The organism is Streptomyces sp. NBC_01363, assembly GCF_026340595.1.
GTDB lineage: Bacteria > Actinomycetota > Actinomycetes > Streptomycetales > Streptomycetaceae > Streptomyces.
On sequence record NZ_JAPEPF010000002.1, the window covers coordinates 1,038,985 to 1,057,564 of the forward strand.

Sequence of the window (18,580 nt, forward strand, 5' to 3'; positions counted from 1 at the left end):
CATTTGCGAAGGGAGCGTTAAAAGGGAGTGTCGAATGTGGTGGGCGGATCAAGGCGTCCGCGAGTGGTCCAGACCTATTCGATCGGTTGCGTCCGTGTCGTGCGGGAATCACAAGGGCACGCGGGGGTTAACAGTCGTCCAATTCCCGGGCCGGGGTGGACCGCGGACCACCGCCCGTGACCGGCGGAAATTCGCTGGCGGGGTTTCGTACGGCCGGGTAGGAATGGGGCCATGAGCACAGTCAAGCCCCCGCACGCCGCGCAGGACCCCATCGACCGGCGGGCCTTCGTCCGCACCGCACTCGACCTCGGTGATGTGGTGCTGCGCCCATGGAGCCGGGAGGACGCCGAGTCGGAAGCCGTGCTGGACGGCCTGGTGGCCGCGGCGGCGGATCCGCGGATCGCCCTCTGGAGCCCGCTCGCGACGGCCGACCGCGGCGCCGCCCTGGCCTGGGTGCAGGCGCGGGACGGGGCCTGGGACCGTGGTGCCAGCGCCTCGTTCGCCGTGCTGGAAGCAGCCGGAGGTGCCCTGCTGGGCAATGTCGCTCTGCGTTGGGTCGACCGCGAGGACGGCCTGGCGATGATCGGTTACTGGACACTGCCGGACGCCCGTGGGCGGGGCATCGCCACCAGGGCGACCAGGGCGGTGACGAGTTGGGGCTTCGCCACCGCCGATGCCCGTCGGATCGAGATAGCCCACGCGGTGGGCAACGAGGGCTCCTGCCGGGTGGCCGACCGCTGCGGCTATCTCCCCGAGGGCACACTGCGCGATTCCTACCGCTTCGGCGACGGGAAGTACCACGACGAGCACTTGCACGCCCGCTTGGCCACCGACCCGGAACCGGCCGAGCCCGCGGGAGGGCCGGCGGCGTAGCGGCCGCCGAGCCACCGCCGCTTACCGGAAGCGGTTCGGGGCCGCGCCGGCCGGCTGGTCCGCTGAGGCGTACGACGCGGTCGGGCTGATCGCCCGCGCCGCCCGGTCCACGAGCGAGGCGGGCGCGGAACGCGGTGGCGTCGCCCAGCGGCTGTTCCGGACCAGCCACCCCGGCATCACCCGGACGCTCTCCTTCCGATCCACCCATCAGGTGCCGACCGAGACGGGGATGTTCCTCTACCGGGTGCGGAGCGGGCGGGCGCGCTTCCTGGGCTGTACACGGAGGTATGAAGCGGAACGGTGCGGGCGCCGGGCGGCAGCGGCGCCCACATATGACGCCGGGACGGAGCACGGCATGAAGCGGAGCTGCGGGCGCGCTTAAGAAAACCTCGATGGACCTGTGGCGCGGGGTGCGGCAGATTTCTCCGTGACGGCAGAGGATGGTGCGCGGCAGCCGATCGACGCGCGCTGCCATTGCCCCGTCCCTCTCGATCCTCCCCCGGCCGCAGGCTTCCCACAGGCATGCCCCCGGCCCGGGGTACTCAACGCCGCACCAGCGCAGGGAGCCGCAGCCGTGAAGGCACTCGTGAAGCAGAAGGCCGAGCCGGGACTCTGGCTGATGGACGTGCCGGAGCCGGAGATCGGCCCCTCGGACGTACTGATCAAGGTGCTCCGTACAGGTATCTGCGGCACCGACCTGCACATCCGCAACTACGACGGCTGGGCGCAGCAGGCGGTACGCACCCCGCTGGTCCTCGGGCACGAGTTCGTCGGCGAGGTCGCGGAGACCGGCGCCGACGTCGTCGACATCAACGTCGGCGACCTGGTCAGCGGCGAGGGCCACCTGGTGTGCGGCAAGTGCCGCAACTGCCTGGCCGGCCGCCGCCACCTGTGCCGCTCCACGCTCGGCCTCGGCGTCGGCCGGGACGGGGCCTTCGCCGAGTACGTCGCCCTGCCCGCGTCCAACGTCTGGGTGCACCGGGTCCCCGTCGACCTCGACATCGCCGCGATCTTCGACCCGTTCGGCAACGCCGTGCACACCGCGCTGTCGTTCCCGCTGGTCGGCGAGGACGTACTGATCACCGGCGCCGGACCGATCGGCATCATGGCCGCGGCCGTCGCCAAGCACGCGGGCGCCCGCAACGTCGTCATCACCGACGTCAGCGAGGCCCGCCTGGAGCTGGCCCGGAAGGTCGGCGTCAGCCTCGCCCTGAACGTCGGCGAGGAGACCATCGCCGACGGCCAGAAGAGCCTCGGACTGCGCGAGGGCTTCGATGTCGGCCTGGAGATGTCCGGCCGGCCCGAGGCCATGCGCGACATGATCGCGAACATGACGCACGGCGGCCGGATCGCCATGCTCGGACTGCCGTCCGAGGAGTTCGCCGTCGACTGGGCCCGCATCGTCACCTCGATGATCACCGTCAAGGGCATCTACGGCCGTGAGATGTACGAGACCTGGTACGCCATGTCCGTACTGCTGGAGGGCGGCCTCGACCTCGCCCCCGTGATCACCGGCCGGTACGGCTACCGCGACTTCGAAGCGGCCTTCGACGACGCGGCGAGCGGCCGCGGCGGCAAGGTCATCCTCGACTGGACCTCCTGACCCGACGCCCCCCGTGGACGACGCCACCGTAGACAGCTGGGAGACACCCCTCATGTTCGACTCCGTACGCGACGACATGCGCACCACCCTCGAAGAGATCGAGGCCGCCGGACTGCACAAGCCCGAGCGTGTGATCGGCACCCCGCAGTCCGCGTCGGTCGCCGTCACCGCGGGCGGCCGGCCCGGTGAGGTGCTCAACTTCTGCGCCAACAACTACCTGGGCCTCGCCGACCACCCCGAGGTGATCGCCGCCGCCCACGAGGCGCTGGACCGCTGGGGCTACGGCATGGCCTCGGTCCGCTTCATCTGCGGCACCCAGGAGGTCCACAAGGAACTGGAGCAGCGGCTCTCCACGTTCCTCGGCCAGGAGGACACGATCCTCTACTCCTCCTGCTTCGACGCCAACGGTGGTGTCTTCGAGACCGTCCTCGGCCCGGAGGACGCGGTCATCTCCGACGCCCTCAACCACGCCTCCATCATCGACGGCATCCGCCTCTCCAAGGCCAAGCGGTTCCGCTACGCCAACCGCGACATGGACGACCTGGAGAAGCAGCTCAAGGAGGCGTCCGACGCCCGGCGCAGGCTCGTCGTCACCGACGGTGTGTTCTCCATGGACGGGTACGTCGCGCCGCTGCGCGAGATCTGCGACCTGGCCGAGCGCTACGACGCCATGGTCATGGTCGACGACTCGCACGCCGTCGGTTTCGTCGGCCCCGGCGGCCGCGGCACGCCGGAGCTGCACGACGTGATGGACCGGGTCGACATCATCACCGGCACCCTCGGCAAGGCGCTCGGCGGCGCGTCCGGCGGCTATGTCGCGGCGCGCGCCGAGATCGTCGCGCTGCTGCGCCAGCGCTCCCGCCCGTACCTCTTCTCCAACTCCCTCGCCCCGGTCATCGCGGCGGCCTCGCTCAAGGTCCTCGACCTGCTGGAGGCCGCCGGTGACCTGCGCGAGCAGCTCAACGCCAACACCGCGCTCTTCCGTACCCGGATGACCGAGGAGGGCTTCGACATCCTGCCCGGCGACCACGCCATCGCCCCCGTCATGATCGGGGACGCGGCGAAGGCAGGCCGGATGGCGGAGCTCCTCCTGGAGCGCGGTGTGTACGTGATCGGGTTCTCCTACCCGGTCGTCCCGCAGGGCGCGGCCCGGATCCGCGTCCAGCTCTCCGCCGCGCACTCCACACAGGACGTGAACCGGGCCGTGGACGCGTTCGTCGACGCGCGGGCCGCGCTGGGGGAGTAGCACCCGGGCCTCACCCGGGGGCCTCACCCGGGAACCCCGCCCGGCGGCGGGGTTCCCTCCGTGACCTGGGACAATGGGGTACATGATCGATTCACGGCGGTTGCGGATCCTCCGTGCGGTGGCCGACCACCGCACGGTGACGGCCGCAGCCGCCGCGCTGTACCTCACACCCTCCGCGGTCTCCCAGCAGCTCGCCGCGCTGGAGCAGGAGACCGGACACCGGCTCGTCGAACGGGGCGCGCGCGGCGCCCGGCTCACCCCCGCCGGGGAGATCCTGCTGACCCACACCAACGCGGTGCTGGCCCAGCTGGAACGGGCCGAGGCGGAGCTCGCCGCCTACAGCGCGGGGGACGCGGGCACGGTCACCGTCGCCGCGTTCGCCACCGGCATCGGCCTGGTCCTCGCCCCCGCCATCGCCGAACTGACGCGCACCGCGCCCGGCATCCGGGTCCGGGTCCAGGACGCCGAGGGCGACGCGAGTGTGCCGATGGTGCTCGACCGGCAGGTCGACGTGGCCGTCGCCGTCGAGTACCGGGGCGCCCCGGGCGAGGACGACCGCCGGCTGACCCGGGTGCCGCTGTACTCCGAGCCCTTCGACGCGGTGCTGCCGGTCGGGCACCGGCTGGCCGGCCGGACACAGGTGGCCATCGCCGACCTGGAGAAGGACGCGTGGATCGGCCCCTACCCCGGCAACCCCTGCCACGATGTGGTGGTCCTGTCCTGCGAGTTCGCCGGTTTCCAGCCGAGGCTGGAGCACTCCTCGGACGACTTCCGCGCGGTGGTCGCGCTGGCCGGGGCGGGGGCCGGGGTGGCGCTGGTGCCGCGGTCGGCGCTGCTGGGGATGGAGCTGACGGGCGTGGTGGTGCGGCCGGTGGAGGGCAGCGCGCCGACCCGCCGGGTCTTCGCCGCGGTGCGGCAGGGGGCGGAGGGGCATCCGCTGATCGCCCCGGTGCTCGACGCACTGGCCGCGGCGGCGGTACGGGAGGGGGCGCTGCCCATGCCCGCAACGCCTTGACGCGGTGCCCCACGGCTGCCGGACGGGACCACGGGAGGCGTCCTCACCTGCGGCGCCCGAGGACGAACCGGCCACCGGACGACCCCGGCCACAGCGTCCCCGCACCCGCCGCGACGGTCACGGCCAGGGCGAGCACTCCGTACTGCGCCGGTGGCAGATACGGCACCGAACCGGTCGTCGACACCGCGAACGCCACCAGCGGTACCGCCGCGACCAGCGTGCCGATCGCCAGCCCGGCCACCGCCACCAGTCCCGTCTCCAGCACCAGCATCCGCCGCACCTGACGGCGGCCCGCACCGACCATCCGCAGCAGCCGGAACTCGGGGCGGCGGCCCACCGTGATCAGGGACAGTGTGCTGATCACCGCGAGCAGCGCGAAGCCACCGATCAACCCGACACCGATGATGACCATCGCGTTGTCCTGGTCCGACGACGACGGTGCGATCCGTACGTCGTCGGCCGTCGCGGGCCGGACCCGCAGCCCCGTGTACGGGGCGAGCGCGCGCCGTACCGAAGCAGCGGTGGCGGAGGCCGCCGTGCCGTCCGTCGAACGGATCAGGATCCGCTGGTCGCGAAGGGCCGAGACGTGCCCGGCCAGTGCCTCGCGCGGCAGCATGAACTCACCGAGCCCCAGCGCCCGTTCGTAGAGCGCCACCACACGGAGCCGCACCTCGGTGCCGTCGCCGAGACGGAGCTCCACCGGGTCGCCGACGCCGACGCCGACACCGAGATCGGCGGCCCGGTCCTCGCCGACCGCCACCGTGCCCCGGCCGGTGAGGTCCGCCGGATCGCCCGCGGTGATCCGCGGATCGAGCGTGCCGGACAGCTGGTCCGCCGTCACCCCCAGCACCGGGAACCGGTCCAGCTTCGGATCACCCATCTCACGATGCGCGAGGACGACACCGGAGCGCAGCACACCGGTCGCCGCCGCCACCCCCGGTGCCCCGCGCACGGCCCGAGCCGCACCGGCCGGCAGTCCGGCGGCCGGGCCCGTCACCACCAGGTCGGCCCGGAGCGCGGCACCGGCCTGCCGGTCGGCGGCCCGCTCCAGCGTCGAGCCCGCCGCCAGCTGTACGCAGACGAACGCGACGACCAGCACGATCGGGGTGATCGCCGCACCGAGGCGCCGATTGTGCGCGGCGGCGGACTTGGCGGCGAGGAAGCCGGAGACCCCGCCGACGCGTCGTACCGGCGTGCCGAGAACCCTCATCGCCACCCGGGCGATCCACGGACCCAGCAGCGCCACGGCGATGATCAGCGATGTCGCCGCACCCGACGCGGCCATCGCGGCGGCCTGCCCGCCCTGCGCCGTCGCCGCACCGGCCGCGCTGACGCCCGCCATGGCCAGCACCGCCCCGGTGACCGTACGCACCCGTCCCGGATCGCTCGGCTCGGGCGCACGGGCCGCGCCCAGCGCCGCGGCGGGCCGCAGCCCGGTGATGGGCCTGGCCGCGAGGACCGACACCGGACGGGCGGCGAGCGCGACGAGCGACGCCGCCGTGGCTGCCGCGGCGAACGGCAGCCACACCGGTACCGGCAGTGGCAGCGGGTCCGTCGTCAGGAGCGACCGCATCAGCAGCCCCAGAGGTACGGCACCGACCCCGCCCAGCACCGCCGCGGCACCGGCCACCCGGCTCACCTCGCGGCCGACGGCCGACCTGAGCTGCCGGGGCGTCGCCCCGACGGCACGCAGCAGCGCCAGTTCACCGGAGCGCTGGTGGACCGCCTGGGAGAGGGTGGTGGCGATCACCAGGAGCGCCACCATGAAGACCGTTCCCGTGATGGAGGCGAGCAGCGGCAGCAGTTCGCCGCGGGTGCCGAGCGCGTCCGGGTGCTCGGCCTGCCCGCGCTCCGGGCCGGTGAGCACCCGGACCTCACGGTCGCCGCGGGCGCGGTCGGGCAACGCCTCCTCCAGCGAGGCCCGCAGCGCGTCGGCGGAGACCCCCGGCTCGGCGACGATGCCGACCGCGTCCACCGTGCCGGGGTGCCCGGCCAGGGCGGTGAGGTGCCGCTCGGTGAGGAAGACGGCGGGGGAGCCACCCCGGTGACCGGTGCCCACGACACCGCTGACGGTGTACGGCCGGGGAGCCCCGTCGACCTGCAATGTCACATGGTCACCGGTCCCGCTCCCGGTGGCCGCCGACAGCGCGCTGTCGATGACCACCTCGGCGGCGGACGTGGGCGCGTGTCCGTCCGTCAGCCGGTACGGGGTGAGCGCGGCGGCCGCCCAGGAACGGCCGAGGCCCGAAGCCGCGCCGCCCTCGCCGCCCACGGTCACCGGTACCGAATCGTCCGCGACGGCCTTCGCGACGCCGTGGGCGGCGGCGGCCTTCGCCACCACGGAGCGGTCGAGCCGCACCCGTTCCGGCAGATACGTCGTCGCGGTCTTCGGCTTGCTGCCCCACGGCTTCGCCGTGTACGTCACCTTCTGGTCGGCCGCCACCACCGCGTCGGCCCCCGCGTAACGCTCCACCGGCGGCTGCGCCAGCAGCAGCGAACCGACGACGAGGGCGAAGGCGCCGATCAGCGCGGCCGCCGCCGCCGTCGCGGCGAACACCGCGCCCCAGGCCCGGCGATGGGCCTTCAGCGAACGCCGGGCGAGAAACGCCGACGCCCGTCGGACGCCGGTCCGCGCATCCGGCCGGGGCCGCGCCGCCCCTTCGCTCCTGGTCCTGCTCCCCTCGCTCCTGCTCCCCTCGCTCCTGCTCTCCTTGGTCCTGCTTCCCTTGGTCCTGTTCATCGCAGCCGGCCGCCGTCCATCGTCAGTACGGTGTCCGCCCAGCTCGCCGCCACCGGATCATGGGTGACCATGACGACCGTACGGCCGTCGATCCGCACCGCGTCCCGCAGCAGACCGAGCACCAGGGCCGCCGACTCCGGGTCCAAGGAAGCCGTCGGCTCGTCCGCGAAGATGACCTCGGGTTCGGTCACCAACGCCCGTGCCACCGCCACCCGTTGCTGCTGCCCGCCGGAGAGCGTCGCAGGACCCTGCGCGCCGCGGTCCGCCAGGCCGACCCGGGCCAGCAGGTCCCGTCCGCGGGTCAGCACCCGCTCGTCCGCCGGATCGGCGCCCGCCAGCACCAGCGGCAGCACGACGTTCTCCTCGATGCTCAGCGAAGGCACCAGATTGAGGGCGTGCGACTGGAAGACGAAGCCGATCCGGTCCCGCCGCAACCGGGTCAGCGCGGCCTCCGAGAGCGCACCGAGATCGGTGGCCCCGATCCGTACCGTGCCCGACGTCGGACGGTCCAGACCCGCGGCACACTGCAGGAATGTGCTCTTCCCCGAGCCCGAGGGGCCCACCACCGCGGTGAAGCTCCCGGCCGGGACCACGCAACTGACCGCGTCGAGCGCGGTCGTCTCCCGGCCGCGCCGGCCGTGGCGCCGGCTCACCGACTCCAGCCTCAGCGCGGACGACCGCACCGCTGTGATCGCGTCCACCGTTGACTCCACCATTCCTTCTCTGCCCCACCACGTACCTTCTGACCTGGGTAAACGCTACGAACCGGAGACCGGTCGGGCGAGGGGGCGCGGTCCCGGAACGGGGGTGCAGCCAGCTCCACCCCGGCCCGGGGGAGGGCCTCACTCCGGCGACGGACGAAGCCCCGTAACGTTCTGCGTCATGAGCACCACTCCCGCCCCGCTGACGGCCGCCATCCGGCGTTCGTGGGACGCGTCGCGTTATCTGGCCGTCGGCATCGCGGTCGCGCTGCTCGCGTATGTGAGCGCGTTCCTGGTGGTGGCGGTCCTGCTGTTCGCCGCCGTGCTCATCGGGCTGCCCGCGCTGCCGGAGGCCGCCAAGGTGCTGCGCCGGTTCGCGGAGTCAGAGCGACGCAGGGCCGCGGCGCGGCTGGGTGTTCCGTTCACCCCGACGCGGTATCCGTCGCTGGACAGCGCCGAACTCTCCGAGCGGGTCCGCCGGGTGCTCGCCGATCCGACGGTCTGGCGCGACGCGCTCTGGCTGCCTCTCCAGGCACTCATGGGCAATGCCCTCGGCTACCTCGCGATGGTGCTGTGGCCGGTCGGACTCCTGGTGGACGGGGTCGCGCTGCCGGTCGTGCATCTGCTGGACCGGCGGGCCGCCGACGAGTACGGCACCCCGTTGCCCGAGCGGCAGGGGTGGGTGCTGCGCTGGCACGGCGTACTCGCGGACCTGTCGGCCGGATGGACGCGGTCGCTGCTCACCTCGTCGCCGTCGACCGCGCTCGCCGAACGGATCGCCCAGCTGACCGAGAGCCGGGCCGGTGCGGTCGAGGCACACGGCGCCGAACTGCGGCGCATCGAACGTGATCTGCACGACGGAGCCCAGGCCAGGATCGTCGCCCTGTCGTTGCGCATCGGCCTCGCCAGACAACTCCTCGACAGCGACCCGGGCGCCGCGCGCATCCGTCTGGACGAGGCGCAGGACGGCGCGGAGGCGGCTCTCGCCGAACTGCGGCACGTGGTGCGCGGCATCCATCCGCCGGTGCTGACGGACCGCGGACTGGCAGGCGCGGTAAGGGCGTTGGCCGCCGATGCGGGTGTGCCCGTCACCGCGGAGCTGGACGGTGTCGAGGACGGCCGGCGGCTTCCGGCCGCGATCGAGGCCGCCGCCTACTTCGTCATCGCCGAGGCCCTCACCAACATCAGCAAGCACAGCGGTGCGACAGCCGCCACCGTGCGCATCGAGCGTCCCCCCGGCACCCTGCGGGTGACCATCAGCGACAATGGGCACGGCGGCGCGGGCGAACGGTACGGAACCTCGGAGAAGCCCTCCACCGGCGGCGATCACCCGAGCCCCCGGCCCACGCAGGCCACGGACCGGGGTGGGTCCGGCAGCGGGCTGGTCGGCATCAGGCGGCGGATCGCCGCCCTGGACGGCACCACCCGCATCAGCAGCCCCATCGGGGGGCCGACGGACATCGAAGTGGAGCTGCCGTGCGGATCGTGATCGCCGAGGACAACGCGCTGTTGCGGGAGGGGGTGATCCTGCTGCTCACCAGCTCGGGCCACGAGGTGGTGGCCGCCGCTTCGACCGGGCCCGAGGTGCTGCCCGCCCTGCTGGAACACCGCCCGGACGCCGCCGTGCTCGACGTGCGGCTCCCGCCCACCTTCCGCGACGAGGGGCTGCGCGCCGCGCTCGCCGCCCGTGCGGAGTTGCCCGAGCTGCCGATCCTGGTGCTCTCGCAGTATGTGGAGGAGACGTACGCCGCCGAGCTGCTCGCCCAGGGCGCCCAGGGCATCGGCTACCTCCTGAAGGACCGGATCGGCCGGGTCGACCAGTTTCTCCAGGCACTGGACCGGGTGGTGGGCGGCGGCACGGCGCTCGACCCCGAGGTCGTGACCCAGCTGCTGACCCGCAAGTCGTCGGCCGAACCGCTGCAGAGCCTCACCCCGCGCGAACGCGAGGTGCTGGAACTGATGGCGCAGGGCAAGGCGAACGGCACCATCGCCGCCGAACTCGTCGTGACGGAACGGGCGGTGAGCAAGCACATCGGCTCGATCTTCGCCAAGCTCGGCCTGGAACCCGACGACGGCACGGTGCACCGACGGGTGCTGGCGGTGCTGGCGTACCTGGAGGGCAAGGGAGTGCGCTGACGTGGAGCGGCGGTGGGGAGGGCCGGCGCCGACAGGCCCTCTTGTCCCGGTCGCGGAACGCCGGGACCATGGGCGTCATGGTGAGCATGCCTGAGCCGCAGGCCGTGATCGTGAGAAGGATTCTCAGGGGCGAGCACAGCGCACAGGATGTCGAGAGAGCGAAGGCCAACTTCCAGAGCTGGCTCCGCGAGGAGTGGAACGGGAGCGAGCACCGGGCCCTGGCCTTCTGCGTCAACGCGCTGGCCGATGCGTGCGGAAGCGACTGGGACGCGCTGCCGGAACGTGACGCGTACGCCCATGTGTGGCTCTTCTCCTTCCTGTGCCCTCGTTCGGTCGATCCCGTCTCCCGTGAAGTCGACCTCGATTCCCTGGACTTCGAGGCATGCGAGTACCGCGACGTGATGCGCCGCTCCCCGGGTGGTTTCCGCGAGTTCGCGAAGCGGATCAGGCTGGTCCGGGGAGAGCCGGAGTGATCCGCGGGGCCGGGGAGCCGTAGGGACCCCGGCCTGGACCCCGTCCGAATCACTGTTGCACCCGCCTCCGGCAACGTAGGGCCGGAGGCGGGCTCAGTCATGGACTCTGAACATCAACTTAGGTTAGCCTTGCCTAAGGGGTGAGTGGGTTGAGGTCGCATTCGGCTTGCCTCCGTATGCGTTCAGGGAGTGGACATGCGAGACAACAGCAGGGGAATCGTCCGACGGCGTCCCGCACTTGTCCATGCCGAGGGCTCCTCGCCCACCGGCCTCGCGCTCGACCCGCACCCGTCGCGGAGCTGACCGACGCCGACCCGGGCCCGAACCGGCACGTACCTCGGCGAACGGACCTGGGCCCACGTCGTCCTGCGCGCCGGCGCCGAGCCGCCGAAACCGGCCGCCGTCAAGGAATTCGTGCGCGAACGCAGCCCGGCCGACTGCGAGGTCCCCGACCGCGTCGAGTTCGTCGACACCTTCCCGCAGACCGGAATCGGCAGGATCAATAGAAGCGATCTCCGCGCCGTCGCCTCCGCCTCGCAGCACCGGCCCGAAGCGTTCTTCCCGCACCGCCCCGAAGTGCCCACCTCGCACCGGTACCACTGAAAGGCCGCCCACCATGGCACTCCCCGCCATCGCCCCGTACCCCATGCCCACCGCGGACGAACTGCCCACGAACCGTGTCCCGTGGGTCCCGGACCCGGAACGCGCCCTGCTGCTGGTGCACGATCTGCAGAACCACTTCCTCGGCGCCTTCACCGACGACGAATCGCCGCTCACCGAACTCCTCGTGAACGTCGAGCGATTGACCACACGGGCGCGCCGGGCCGGTGTTCCCGTCGTCTACTCCGCGCTGCCCGGTGGCCGGTCGCCCGCGCAGCGCGGACTGCAACAGGACTTCTGGGGCCCGGGTCTCCCCTACGACGCGCACGCGCAGGCGATTCCGGCACCGCTGGAACCACAGGTCGGTGACACGCTGCTCACCAAGCGGAAGTACAGCGCCTTCGCCCGGACCCGTCTGCTCGGACAGATGCGGGACCTCGGCCGCGATCAGCTGATCGTCGTGGGCGTGTACGCACACATCGGGGTCCTGATGAGCGCGTGCGACGCCTGGACGCACGACATCCAGACCTTCCTGGTCGCCGACGCCGTGGCCGACTTCTCGCGCGAGGACCACGAGATGGCGCTGCGTTGGGCGGCCGGCACATGCGCCGCCGTCACCACCACCGACCTGCTGCTGGGGGAGGTCTGACCACCGTGGCGCCGACGATCGGGCGGATACCTCCGTGGTTGCGGCCGTCCGGAGACCCGGCGGGCCGCCCGGCCGGGCACGACGCGGCGGGACACAATGCTCCGCATGGACACGAGCGGCCCCACCACCAGCGATCCCACCGCCACCGGCGATCCCACCATCGACAGCGATCCCGCCGGAACGACGGCCCGCGCCCGCCGCCTCGCCGTCCCCGGGCACCGTCGCATCCTCGGCATCGCGGGGCCGCCCGGGGCCGGCAAGTCCACCCTGGCGGCCCGGCTCGTCGACGCGCTCGACGGCCTCGCCGTCCTCGTCCCCATGGACGGCTTCCACCTGGCCCAGGCCGAACTGGAACGGCTCGGCCGCGCCGCGCGCAAGGGTGCCCCCGACACCTTCGACGCCGCCGGGTACGCGGCCCTGCTCGGACGCCTGCGCACACCGGAAGCGGGAACCATCGTGTACGCCCCCGCCTTCGACCGCGCCCTTGAGGAGCCGATCGCCGGGGCCGTCCCCGTACCCCCGGACATCCCGCTGGTCATCACCGAGGGCAATTACCTGCTGCACGACGAAGGCCCCTGGGCCCCTGTCCGCGGGCTGCTCGACGAGGTGTGGTTCCTGGACACCGATCCGGCCCTGCGGGTACGGCGGCTCGTCGAGCGGCATGTGCGGTTCGGGAAGCCGCGGCCGTACGCCGAGCGCTGGGTGATGCGGTCCGACGCGGCCAACGCGCGCCTGGTCGAGCGCGGCCGGGACGGCGCCGACCTCGTCGTGCGTCCGGATCCGGAAACCTGAGCCCCACTCGCGTCGACCGGCGCGGACGGGCAGGATGCTGTGTGCCGTGTCGCGTCGCCAGGAGGTCCCGCATGTCCAGCCAGAACCAGCCCGTACCGTTCACCGCCGACGACTACCGGGCCCGCATGAGGCGTGCGGCCGACACCGCCGCCGAGGCCGGACTCGCGGGCGTCCTGGTCGCGCCCGGACCCGATCTCGTCTACCTCACCGGCTACCAGCCCGTGAACACCGAACGCCTCACCGTCCTCGTCCTCACGGCCGGTCAGGACCCGGTCCTCGTCGTCCCGACGCTGGAGGCCCCGGACGCCGAGAAGGCCGTCGGCGCCCCGGCCCTCACCCTCCGGGACTGGACCGACGGCAAGGACCCCTACGCCGTCACCGCCCCGCTGCTCGACGGCGCGGGCCGGTTCGGGATCAGCGACAACGCCTGGGCCATGCATCTGCTCGGGCTGCAACGCACACTGCCGGGCACCTCGTACGTCTCGCTCACCGAGGCCCTGCCGATGCTGCGCGCGGTGAAGGACGTCCATGAGCTGGAGCGGCTCGCGGCCGCCGGAGCCGCCGCCGACGCCACGTACGGCGAGATCCTCAAGGTGCGCTTCTCCGGCCGCAAGGAGACCGACATCGCGGCCGAACTGGCCGAGCTGCTCAAGCGGTTCGGGCACTCCCAGGTCGACTTCACGGTCGTCGGCTCCGGCCCCAACGGTGCCAATCCGCACCACGAGGCCGGTGACCGCACCATCGAGCGGGGCGACATGGTCGTGCTCGACTTCGGCGGCCTCAAGCACGGCTACGGCTCGGACACCTCCCGTACGGTCCATGTCGGCGAACCCACCGCCGAGGAGCAGCGGGTCCACGACATCGTGCGGGAGGCGCAGGAGGCGGGCTGCAACGCGGTCCGGCCGGGCGTCGCCTGCCAGGAGATCGACCGTGCGGCCCGCGCGGTCATCACCGAGTTCGGCTACGGCGAACGCTTCATCCACCGCACCGGCCACGGCATCGGTGTCACCACCCACGAACCGCCGTACATGATCGAGGGCGAGGAGCAGCCGCTGGTGCCCGGGATGTGCTTCTCGGTGGAGCCGGGCATCTATCTGCCGGGCCGGTTCGGTGTGCGGATCGAGGACATCGTGACCGTGACCGAGGACGGCGGCCGACGCCTCAACACCACCGCGCGCGAGCTGGCGATCGTCGAATAGCCGGACGAGGGGCGCGGTGGACCGGCCCTGCCGCGCCCCTCAGCCGTCGGCCAGCACCACGCACGACTCCGGCGGCAGGTGCAGCAGCCCGTCGCCGCCCGGGGCCTCCACCGGCTCCCACGCCGCCACCACCCGGTTCCCGTCGCCCCTGCGCCGGCCGCCGCCCAGCGGGATCGTGGCCGGCTTCTCGCCGAGGTTGACCGCGATCCGCAGATCGCCCCTGCGGTACGCCAGCCAGCGGGCCTGTTCGTCGTGGGCGGTGCGCACCGACGCCAGGTCCGGGTCGCGGAGGTCGGGCAGGGCGTGGCGCAGTGCGATCAGCTCGCGGTACCAGGCGTGCAGGCGGGAGTGCGGCTCCTGCGACGGCTCGCTCCAGTCCAGACAGGAACGGTTGCGGGTGGCCGGGTCCTGCGGGTCCGGAATGTCGTCCGCCGCCCAGCCGTGCGCCGCGAACTCCCGCCGCCGGCCGTTGCGCACCGCCTCGGCGAGCGCCGGATCGGTGTGGTCGGTGAAGAACTGCCAGGGGGTGCGCGCGCCCCACTCCTCGCCCATGAACAGCATCGGCGTGAAGGGCCCGGTCAGGACGAGAGCCGCGGCGCAGGCCAGCAGGCCGGGGGAGAGCGTGGCGGAGAGCCGATCGCCCAGGGCCCGGTTGCCGATCTGGTCGTGGGTCTGGGCGTAGCCGACGAAGCGGTGGGCGGGCGTGCGGGCGATGTCGACGGGGCGGCCGTGGGTACGGCCCCGGAAGCTGGAGTACGTGCCGTTGTGGAAGAACGCGCTCGTCACGGTCTTGGCGACGGCGGCCAGCGGAGCCGCGGCGAAGTCCGCGTAGTAGCCCTGGGACTCCCCGGTGAGCGCGGTGTGCAGGGAGTGGTGGAAGTCGTCGTTCCACTGGGCGTGCAGGCCGAGGCCGCCCGATTCGCGCGGGGTCGTGGTCCGCGGATCGCAGAGGTCGGACTCGGCGATCAGCGGCAGCGGCCGGCCCAGTTCGGCCGCGAGCGCGTCGGCCGCCGTGGACAGCTCCTCCAGGAAGGTCAGCGCCCGGCCGTCGGCCAGGGCGTGGACCGCGTCGAGCCGCAGCCCGTCGAGCCGGTAGTCCCGCAGCCAGGCGAGCGCGCTGCCCAGCAGGAACGCCCGCACCTCGTCCGAACCGGGGGCGTCGAGATTGACCGCCGCGCCCCACGGCGTGTGATGGGTCGCGGTGAAGTACGGGCCGAAGGCCGGGAGGTGATTGCCGGACGGGCCGAGGTGATTGTGGACCACGTCCAGGAGGACCGCGAGCCCGAGACCGTGCGCCGTGTCGACAAAGCGCTTGAGCCCCTCCGGTCCGCCGTACGGCTCGTGCACGGCCCAGAGCGACACCCCCTCGTACCCCCATCCGTGGGTGCCGGGGAACGGGCAGACCGGCATCAGCGACACATGGGTGATACCGAGCTCGGCGAGGTGCTCCAGCCGGGCGGCCGCGGCGTCGAAGGTGCCCTCGGCGGTGTACGTACCGATGTGCAGCTCGTACAGGACGGCGCCCGGAAGCCCCCGGCCCGCCCAGTCGCTGCGCCATTCGAACAACGAGTGGTCGACGACGGCGCTCTCGCCGTCCGGCCCGTCCGGCTGACGGCGCGAACGCGGATCGGGGAGCACCCGCGGGTCAGCGCCGTCCCCGCCGCTCCCGTCCCCGCCGTTCCCGCTCCCGTCCCCGCCCAGGACGAAGCCGTAGCGGTCCCCGTCCGACGCCTCCGCCTCGGCCGTCCACCAGCCGTCCCGCCCGGGATCACGTCCCATCGCCCGCAGCTCACCCGACAGCCGCAGCCCGACCGAGTCCGCATCCGGTGCCCATACCTCGAACAGCATGCAACGCTCCTCGTCTCCTCGCCCCCGTGCCCCATCGTCGGCAACAGCCGCGATCACCGGCCCACGACACTGGATCGAGCCCGTTACTGACGATTAAGGTCTGGTTCTGATCATTGCCCCGCCAGGTTCCGCTCAATACGCACTCCCTCTTACGGCTGTGGAGGCCGAGATGACTGTGCCGTCGTTCCCGCCCGGTTTCCTCTGGGGAGCCTCCGCGTCCGCCTTCCAGACCGAGGGGGCGGCCGACACCGACGGCAAGGGCCCCTCCGGCTGGGACGCCTTCGCCGCGCAGCCCGGACGGATCAAGGACGGTACCGACACCACCCGCGGAACCGGGTTCCACCAGCACTACCGCGAGGACGTCGCCCTGCTGGCCGGCCTCGGCGCCGACGCCTTCCGGTTCTCCGTCAGCTGGCCGCGCGTGGTGCCCGGCGGCAGCGGACCGGTCAACCCGCAGGGGCTCGACTTCTACGACCGCCTCGTCGACGAACTCTGCGCCCACGGCATCACCCCGGCCCCCACCCTCTACCACTGGGACACCCCGCTGCCGCTGGACGAGGAGGGCGGCTGGCTCAACCGGGACACCGCCTACCGCTTCGCCGAGTACGCGGGCATCGTCGCCGAACGCCTCGCCGACCGCGTACCGATGTGGATCACCATCAACGAACCGGCCGAGGTCACGATGCTCGGCTACGCCCTCGGCGAGCACGCGCCCGGCCGCGCCCTCCTCTTCGACGCCCTGCCCGCCGCCCACCACCAGCTCCTTGCCCACGGCCTGGCCGTGCGCGCGCTGCGCGGCGCGGGCGCGGACAACATCGGCATCGCCGTCTCGCACACCCCCGTCTGGACCGCCGGGGACCGCGACGAGGACCGCCTGGGCGCGGAGCTGTACGACACGATCACCAACTGGCTGTTCGCCGACCCGGTCCTCACCGGCCGCTACCCCGACGAGAACTTCGCCGCGCTGATGCCGGGCCCGGTCGAGGACGACCTGTCGACCATCTCCACCCCGCTCGACTGGTACGGGGTCAACTACTACAACCCCACCCTCGTCGGCGCCCCGGACGCCGACGCCCAGGAGACCTTCTCCGGTTTCCGGATGCCCGCCGAACTCCCCTTCGGTATCCGCGAGATAGAGGGTTACGAGAAGACCGACTTCGGCTGGCCCGTCGTCCCCGACGGCCTGCGCGAGACCCTCGTCCAGCTCCACAACCGTTTCGGCGACCGGCTCCCGCCGCTCTACATCACCGAGAACGGCTGTGCCGTCGACGAGCCCGCCGAGGACACCCGCCGGATCGCGTACCTCGAAGGACATCTGCGGGCCCTGCGTACGGCCATCGACGCGGGTGTCGACGTACGCGGCTACTTCACCTGGTCGCTCACCGACAACGTCGAATGGACCGAGGGCGCCAGCAAGCGCTTCGGCCTGGTCCACATCGACTACGAGACACTGCGCCGGACGCCCAAGGACTCCTACGCCTGGTACCGCGACCTGATCCGCACACAGAAGGCGGGCGGTCCGGGACACCGACCTGACGGAGGGACTCCGGCGTGATCCATACTTCGCGGCATGGTTGCTTCATGGTGGTCCCGGGCCGGACTGGGGATCTTTGTGCACTGGACGCCCGCCTCCGTACCGGGCTGGGCCCCGCCGTACGTCCCCGCGGATGAACTCCCGCAGGCCGGCCGCCGCTCGCCGCTCGGCTGGACCTCGTACGCCGAGTGGTACGAGAACGCGCTCCGGTTCCCCGACAGCCCCGTCTCCGCCCACCACCGCGCGACCTACGGCAGCCGCCCGTACACCTCCTTCGGAGGCGACTTCAACGACGCCCTGGAGAGCTGGGACCCCACCGCCTGGGCCCGCGGCTTCCGTGCCGCGGGCGCCCGCTACGCCGTCCTCGTCACCAAGCACCACGACGGCTTCTGCCTCTGGCCCTCCGGCGTCGCCAACCCGCACCGCGCGCGCTGGCACACCACACGTGACATCGTCGGTGAATTCGCCGAAGCCGTACGGGCCGAGGGGCTGCGCTTCGGGGTCTACTACTCCGGCGGACTCGACTGGACCTTCGACGACCGCCCCATAGGAACCGGCGCGGACACCGTCTCGGCCGTGCCGCGCGGCAGCTACCCCGCGTACGCGGGCGCCCAGATGCGCGAACTGATCCGGCGGTACCGCCCCGACATCCTCTGGAACGACATCGCCTGGCCCGGCTCACGCGCCGATGTGCAGCGGCTCATCGGGTACTACCGCTTCGCCGTTCCGCACGGCGTCGTCAACGACCGGCTGTTCCCGTACGCACCGATGTGGCGCGCGCTGCGGCTTCCCGGCGCCAGGGCCCTGTACGACGGCTGGGAACGCCGCACCGTCGCCCAGGGCGAGGGCTTCGTCCCGCGCCGGCCCCCGTACTACGACTTCCGCACCCCGGAATTCGCCCGCTACAGCGGCCCCGACCCGTACGAGATCACCCGCGGCATCGACCACAGCTTCGGCTACAACCGCAACTCCCCGCCCGAGGCGTACCTCGGCCGCGAGGCGCTGGAAACGCTGGTCCGGGAGACGGCGGCCGGAGGCGGCAATCTGCTGCTCAACGTGGGGCCGCGCGGCGAGGACGCGACGATCCCCGCCGAGCAGCAACTCCGCCTGGAATGGCTGGCGGAACCCGCCTCCGGACTCACCGGGGAGCGGTCGGCGTAACCACCCTGCC

General features: G+C 72.5%; 15 protein-coding genes and 1 pseudogene. 13 read left to right on the forward strand and 3 right to left on the reverse strand.

What is annotated here, in order from left to right; genetic code table 11:
• The first annotated feature begins 231 nt into the window (after positions 1 to 231).
• The 4 genes from OG611_RS32470 to OG611_RS32485 all read left to right on the forward strand — a co-directional run bounded on the left by OG611_RS32470 (position 232) and on the right by OG611_RS32485 (position 4,737).
• Complete coding sequence (locus tag OG611_RS32470) at positions 232 to 873, forward strand: GNAT family N-acetyltransferase (protein WP_266428387.1); 642 nt, start codon at positions 232 to 234, stop codon at positions 871 to 873.
• Between the two features lie 574 nt (positions 874 to 1,447).
• Positions 1,448 to 2,476, forward strand: coding sequence for an L-threonine 3-dehydrogenase (gene tdh, locus OG611_RS32475; protein ID WP_266428390.1), 1,029 nt, complete (start codon positions 1,448 to 1,450; stop codon positions 2,474 to 2,476).
• A 52-nt stretch (positions 2,477 to 2,528) separates the two neighbouring features.
• Complete coding sequence (locus OG611_RS32480; protein ID WP_266428392.1) at positions 2,529 to 3,722, forward strand: glycine C-acetyltransferase; 1,194 nt, start codon at positions 2,529 to 2,531, stop codon at positions 3,720 to 3,722.
• Positions 3,723 to 3,804: 82 nt separating this feature from the next.
• A complete protein-coding gene (locus OG611_RS32485; RefSeq protein ID WP_266428394.1) occupies positions 3,805 to 4,737 on the forward strand; it encodes a LysR family transcriptional regulator in 933 nt (310 codons plus the stop codon).
• A gap of 43 nt (positions 4,738 to 4,780) precedes the next feature.
• Here the strand turns inward: OG611_RS32485 and OG611_RS32490 are convergent, their stop codons facing one another.
• Together OG611_RS32490 and OG611_RS32495 are read right to left on the reverse strand one after the other, a co-directional pair.
• The gene (locus OG611_RS32490; protein ID WP_266428396.1) at positions 4,781 to 7,477 is read right to left on the reverse strand and encodes an ABC transporter permease; all 2,697 of its coding nucleotides are present in this window, start codon (positions 7,475 to 7,477) and stop codon (positions 4,781 to 4,783) included.
• The gene (locus OG611_RS32495) at positions 7,474 to 8,193 is read right to left on the reverse strand and encodes an ABC transporter ATP-binding protein (protein ID WP_266428398.1); all 720 of its coding nucleotides are present in this window, start codon (positions 8,191 to 8,193) and stop codon (positions 7,474 to 7,476) included. Before OG611_RS32495 ends, OG611_RS32490 begins: the two co-directional genes overlap by 4 nt.
• Positions 8,194 to 8,359: 166 nt before the next feature.
• Here OG611_RS32495 and OG611_RS32500 point away from each other — a divergent pair, with 166 nt between their 5' ends.
• The 7 genes and pseudogenes from OG611_RS32500 to OG611_RS32530 all read left to right on the forward strand — a co-directional run bounded on the left by OG611_RS32500 (position 8,360) and on the right by OG611_RS32530 (position 14,027).
• Positions 8,360 to 9,667, forward strand: a complete 1,308-nt coding sequence (locus OG611_RS32500; protein ID WP_266428400.1) for a sensor histidine kinase — start codon at positions 8,360 to 8,362, stop codon at positions 9,665 to 9,667.
• Entirely contained in the window at positions 9,655 to 10,314 is a 660-nt protein-coding gene (locus OG611_RS32505; RefSeq protein WP_266428403.1) for a response regulator transcription factor, read from the forward strand. Before OG611_RS32500 ends, OG611_RS32505 begins: the two co-directional genes overlap by 13 nt.
• Positions 10,315 to 10,391: 77 nt before the next feature.
• On the forward strand, positions 10,392 to 10,787 hold the full coding sequence (locus tag OG611_RS32510) for a hypothetical protein (protein ID WP_266428406.1): 396 nt from the start codon (positions 10,392 to 10,394) through the stop codon (positions 10,785 to 10,787).
• Positions 10,788 to 11,120: 333 nt separating this feature from the next.
• Positions 11,121 to 11,390 (forward strand): annotated as a pseudogene (locus OG611_RS32515) (hypothetical protein); the annotation flags it as partial.
• Between the two features lie 13 nt (positions 11,391 to 11,403).
• On the forward strand, positions 11,404 to 12,036 hold the full coding sequence (locus OG611_RS32520; protein WP_266428408.1) for an isochorismatase family protein: 633 nt from the start codon (positions 11,404 to 11,406) through the stop codon (positions 12,034 to 12,036).
• 105 nt (positions 12,037 to 12,141) lie between these two features.
• On the forward strand, positions 12,142 to 12,828 hold the full coding sequence (locus OG611_RS32525) for a nucleoside/nucleotide kinase family protein (protein WP_266428410.1): 687 nt from the start codon (positions 12,142 to 12,144) through the stop codon (positions 12,826 to 12,828).
• A gap of 71 nt (positions 12,829 to 12,899) precedes the next feature.
• Positions 12,900 to 14,027 carry a Xaa-Pro peptidase family protein gene (locus tag OG611_RS32530; RefSeq protein WP_266428413.1) on the forward strand — a complete coding sequence of 376 codons (1,128 nt, stop codon included), beginning with the start codon at positions 12,900 to 12,902 and terminating at the stop codon, positions 14,025 to 14,027.
• A 39-nt stretch (positions 14,028 to 14,066) separates the two neighbouring features.
• Here the strand turns inward: OG611_RS32530 and treZ are convergent, their stop codons facing one another.
• The gene (treZ, locus tag OG611_RS32535; RefSeq protein WP_266428416.1) at positions 14,067 to 15,875 is read right to left on the reverse strand and encodes a malto-oligosyltrehalose trehalohydrolase; all 1,809 of its coding nucleotides are present in this window, start codon (positions 15,873 to 15,875) and stop codon (positions 14,067 to 14,069) included.
• 169 nt (positions 15,876 to 16,044) lie between these two features.
• Between treZ and OG611_RS32540 the strand changes: the two genes are divergently transcribed.
• Positions 16,045 to 17,430: a GH1 family beta-glucosidase gene (locus OG611_RS32540; RefSeq protein WP_266428419.1), complete on the forward strand. Its 1,386-nt coding sequence runs from the start codon at positions 16,045 to 16,047 to the stop codon at positions 17,428 to 17,430.
• 15 nt (positions 17,431 to 17,445) lie between these two features.
• Positions 17,446 to 18,570 (forward strand): alpha-L-fucosidase, encoded by a 1,125-nt coding sequence (locus OG611_RS32545; RefSeq protein WP_266428422.1) that lies wholly within the window; start codon positions 17,446 to 17,448, stop codon positions 18,568 to 18,570.
• Positions 18,571 to 18,580 lie beyond the last annotated feature (10 nt).